This window comes from Rhodobaculum claviforme, assembly GCF_016653255.1.
GTDB classification, from domain to species: Bacteria; Pseudomonadota; Alphaproteobacteria; order Rhodobacterales; family Rhodobacteraceae; genus Rhodobaculum; species Rhodobaculum claviforme.
The window spans coordinates 1-3,581 of the sequence record NZ_NHSD01000193.1 but is presented as its reverse complement, the minus strand read 5'-3'; the positions used below and the strand labels follow the sequence as shown (position 1 = coordinate 3,581).

Below are 3,581 nucleotides of genomic sequence, written 5' to 3'. Positions count from 1 at the left end.
GGCGGGACCGGCGCTGTGGTACAGCCTGGGCAACGCGCTGCCGCTGGTCACGCTGAGCGAGCGGTACGCGGGCCTGCACCATCCCCACCCCTGGGTGAGCGCGGCCTTCCACACCCAGCGCGTGGCCGGGTACCTGATGGCCACCGCGCTTGTGGCGGCGATCGCGGTGTTGATCGGGGGCTGACAGGGGCCGGATCGGGGCCTGATCGGGGCTGGCCGGCGATCTCCGGCCCGGCGATCCGCGCCCGGTTTCCCGGCGCGGCGGTCCTTCGGCGCGTCGGGCCTTCGGCGCGGCGGTTTCCCGGCGCGGCGGTTTTCAGCGCGGGGGGGCGCTGCGGCGGCGCCGCACCCCCACAAGGGCCAGCGCCATCAGCCCCGACACCAGCAATCCCGCGGCCGCCGGCACCGGAATCACCCCGACGGGGGCATCGTGGCGCAACATCTCGCCCCCGACGACGCTGAAGGTGACGAACGCGTCGCCCTCCTGCTCGGTCGCGGCCTGCATCCGCATGCCGATGTCGTACTGCCGCTCGTAGAACAGCATCTTGAACGGCATCAGGCCGTCGCCCTCGGCGGTGACCCTGTATCGGCAGCACACCACGTCGGGGTCCGTGGGGTCGAACGTGCCCGAGGCGCGAAAGCTGTTCGGCGCGACCGTGGGAAAGACCGGATCGGTGGCGGGGTCGAAGCCCAGCCATGTGGCGTTGCCGTCGTCCGAGCGGATGCGGAATTCATACGTCACACCGGGCGTCAGCTGCATCACACCGGTGAACCGCCACAACGAGAATTCGAGCGGCCGGGCCGGTTCGGTGACGCCGTCGCGCAGCGTGAAGGTGGCATGGTCGGTGCCGAGGAAGTCCTCCAGACCGCCGATCTCGGTCGCAGGCGCGCGCGAGGATTTGATGGTGTCGGCATCCTGGGGATAGTTCAGGGCGGTGGAGACGAAGGTGCCATCGGCAGGACGGCTGGCGATGGCGGTCTCGGCGCGGGGCAGGATGTTTTCCCCGGTCCGCTGGCTGGTTCCCAGCGCGCCCAGCCCGTCGCCGAAAAACAGCGCGTCGTTGCTGTAGAGGTCGACGCCGAACCACACCTCGCCCTTCAGGCCCGGCACCAGCTGCTGGGCCTGTATCGGGGGCGCGGCCAGCATCAGCAGGCCCGCCAGCGCCGCCGCACCAGGACGGGCCGCCGCAGGCCGCGGGATCTGCACGAGAGGCCCGGGGCATGGAGCGGGGCATGGAACGGGAAGGTGAGTCATCGGGGCATCATTTGTCCGGACAAGCAAGCCCGAAATTACCCCACGGGCCCCCAGCCGGTCAAGCGCCCCGCGCGCCCACCGCATCGCCCTGCGGATCGCACCGCCCGCCGCCACAGGCGCGGCGGGCGACCAGGGCCGGACCCCTGCCCGGCCTTGCGCAAGCCCCGTCCCGCGATCAGCGGGGGGCCCGGTCCCCGGCGAACACCCCCTCGAACGGCTCCGGGACACCATCGTCACCGTCGACATCCAGCGTCATGCCGCCCGCGACCGTCTCGGCCCCGAGGCCTGCGAACCCCCCGGCCATGGCCCCACTGATCGCCGCCACATTCTCACCGACGGTGATCCGACCGTCGAGCGTGGCGGTCATGGTCCTGCCATCGACGGTGCCGGTGATATCGGCGTCCGTGGCGGCGATCAGGCGCCGATCATCGTTGTTGATGATCATCGTCTCGCCGAGTCGCCCGGTCAGGGACGCATCGTCGAAATTCACCGAAAGCGCGAAATCCCCGAGCAGGCTTTCCTGTCCGTCACCGCCCACCTCGCGCACGAGAAAGTCGCCGGCATAGCTCGCCGTCCCCACGAGCGCCGATGCCGCAGGCGCCTCCGCACGGGCCGCCGAAGCGACATCGCCAAGCAGGGCCCCCACCCGCGGCGCGTCGTCCGCGTCGACGCTGATGTCAGACAGCGCACCGACAAGCCGCGATGCCTGGGCAAGATCGGGCGCCTGCTGGTCGATCGAGCGGCCGCCCAGTGCTTCGCCGCCCGACCCCCCAAAACAGCCCGACAGCGCAAACGCCGCTGCACCGAGCAGGGCCATGCGCGGCCCCCCGACGCGCGCCGGGCGCGACATTGTGTGGCCCACGGACCCATGATCTGTCATTCGAAATGCCTCACACTGGATGTCAACGGATCAAGAAAGACCCGGACGCCACCGGTGGATCAAGCAAATTCGCCCCCCTGCGGCGCGCCCGGCTGAATTTCCTGCCCGCCGGATGCGTGATTTGCGTCCTGTCCCGCCGATCACCGCCGCTCACCGCCAGCCGGGGGCCGACCGGGCGCGGTGGCCCGGCCCGCAATCAAGGCACGCGCCCCCCGGTCGCGACGGGGGCGGGCGGACGCGGCAGGTGACCGCGCGATCACCCGCCCGCGCGTGCCCGCGACCCTGTGCAGGGCCCGGCCGCGCCGCGCCGCCGGGCGCCCGCGGTCACCCCGAGCAGGCCAAGACCGCCAAGGCCGCCGAGCAGCAGCACACCCGCCGCAGGCACCGGGATGGCCGAGGGCGGCACGGTCCCGCGCGCCCCGGCAAACCCCATGCTGCCGAAATCGCCGCGCCCGGCGGTGCCGCCGAACAGGTCGCAGTCGTTCGAGATCGTGCTCGTGTCCAGGGTCACGTTGCCGATCAGCGCGATGGTGCGGCCGCACAGGACGGACGCGCCGGTTGCCAGGGTGATCGACTGGTCCGCGATGATGTTTCCCGCGAACACCGTCCCCGTTCCCAGCGACGCCGAGCTGCCGATCCGCCAGAAGATGCCGCTCTCGGCCCCGCCGTTCAGGACCGTGACCGACGCCCCCGAAGCCGTGGTCAGCGCGGACCCGATGCGAAACACGAAGCTGCCGCCCGGATCGGTCGCGAAGTCGAGCGTCATGTTCCCCGTCAGCTGCGCCGTCGTGGCGAAGTCATAGACGCCCGGCGTCAGCGCCCGCAGCAGCGTCCCCAGATCCTGACCGGTCAGGTCGGTCGCCCCACCCGGCGTCCCGAGGGCGGTATGGGCATCGCGGGCATCGGCCCTGGCCTGTTGCGCCACGGCGTCGGCCCGGTGGACCGTCCCGCTCAGCGAGATCGCCCCGGCGCCGGTGATTGCGCTGCCCGGGTGGACGCCCAGATCGCCGGTGATGCTGGTGGCCCCGGTGTTCGTGACCTCCGAGCCGCCGAGGACGGCAAATCCCTGTGCCGATCCAAGCAGCCCGGCCGCCGATGCCGGGCCGCGGTCGCCGATCACCACAAGGCCGAGGGCGATCGCCAGAACCGAGGCTGTGCCCGTGAGGGTTTTCTGCATGGGGGCCGTCTCCATTTGCGGCGGACCGCGGTGCCGGGACAGGGGCGCTGTCCTTCGCAGGGGGGCTGCGACGCGGGGGGCGGGCCGCTTGCGGCGCCACACGCCGCACGCCGCACGGGCCGCGGCCCATGCGCGCGTCGATCCCCCGGGTGCGCAAGGCAACCCCTTCGGGTGCCCCGTCATCCCGGGGCGCGTGCAGGATTGCAGCCGGCGCGGGGGCGGGCGCTAACCTGGATCAGTCCGGCCGCGCCCGGCTGTCGGCGCCCGCA

The 3,581-nt window shown here is 72.3% G+C and carries 4 protein-coding genes; 1 reads left to right on the top strand and 3 read right to left on the bottom strand.

Annotated elements, in window-relative coordinates; genetic code table 11:
- Positions 1 to 184, top strand: a 184-nt coding sequence (locus tag CCR87_RS06565; protein WP_201156761.1) for a hypothetical protein, incomplete at its 5' end; no start/stop codon positions are given.
- 132 nt (positions 185 to 316) lie between these two features.
- Here CCR87_RS06565 and CCR87_RS06560 read toward each other — a convergent pair.
- The 3 genes from CCR87_RS06560 to CCR87_RS06550 all read right to left on the bottom strand — a co-directional run bounded on the left by CCR87_RS06560 (position 317) and on the right by CCR87_RS06550 (position 3,312).
- The gene (locus CCR87_RS06560; RefSeq protein WP_201156760.1) at positions 317 to 1,207 is read right to left on the bottom strand and encodes a hypothetical protein; all 891 of its coding nucleotides are present in this window, start codon (positions 1,205 to 1,207) and stop codon (positions 317 to 319) included.
- 223 nt (positions 1,208 to 1,430) lie between these two features.
- On the bottom strand, positions 1,431 to 2,072 hold the full coding sequence (locus tag CCR87_RS06555) for a hypothetical protein (protein ID WP_201156759.1): 642 nt from the start codon (positions 2,070 to 2,072) through the stop codon (positions 1,431 to 1,433).
- 319 nt (positions 2,073 to 2,391) lie between these two features.
- A complete protein-coding gene (locus CCR87_RS06550) occupies positions 2,392 to 3,312 on the bottom strand; it encodes an ice-binding family protein (RefSeq protein ID WP_201156758.1) in 921 nt (306 codons plus the stop codon).
- Positions 3,313 to 3,581 lie beyond the last annotated feature (269 nt).

Bases quoted from the DNA above. Each gene is read 5' to 3' on its own strand.
- CCR87_RS06555 (WP_201156759.1), bottom strand. From the start codon at position 2,072: ATGGCCCTGCTCGGTGCAGCGGCGTTTGCGCTGTCGGGCTGTTTTGGG.
- CCR87_RS06550 (WP_201156758.1), bottom strand. From the start codon at position 3,312: ATGCAGAAAACCCTCACGGGCACAGCCTCGGTTCTGGCGATCGCCCTC.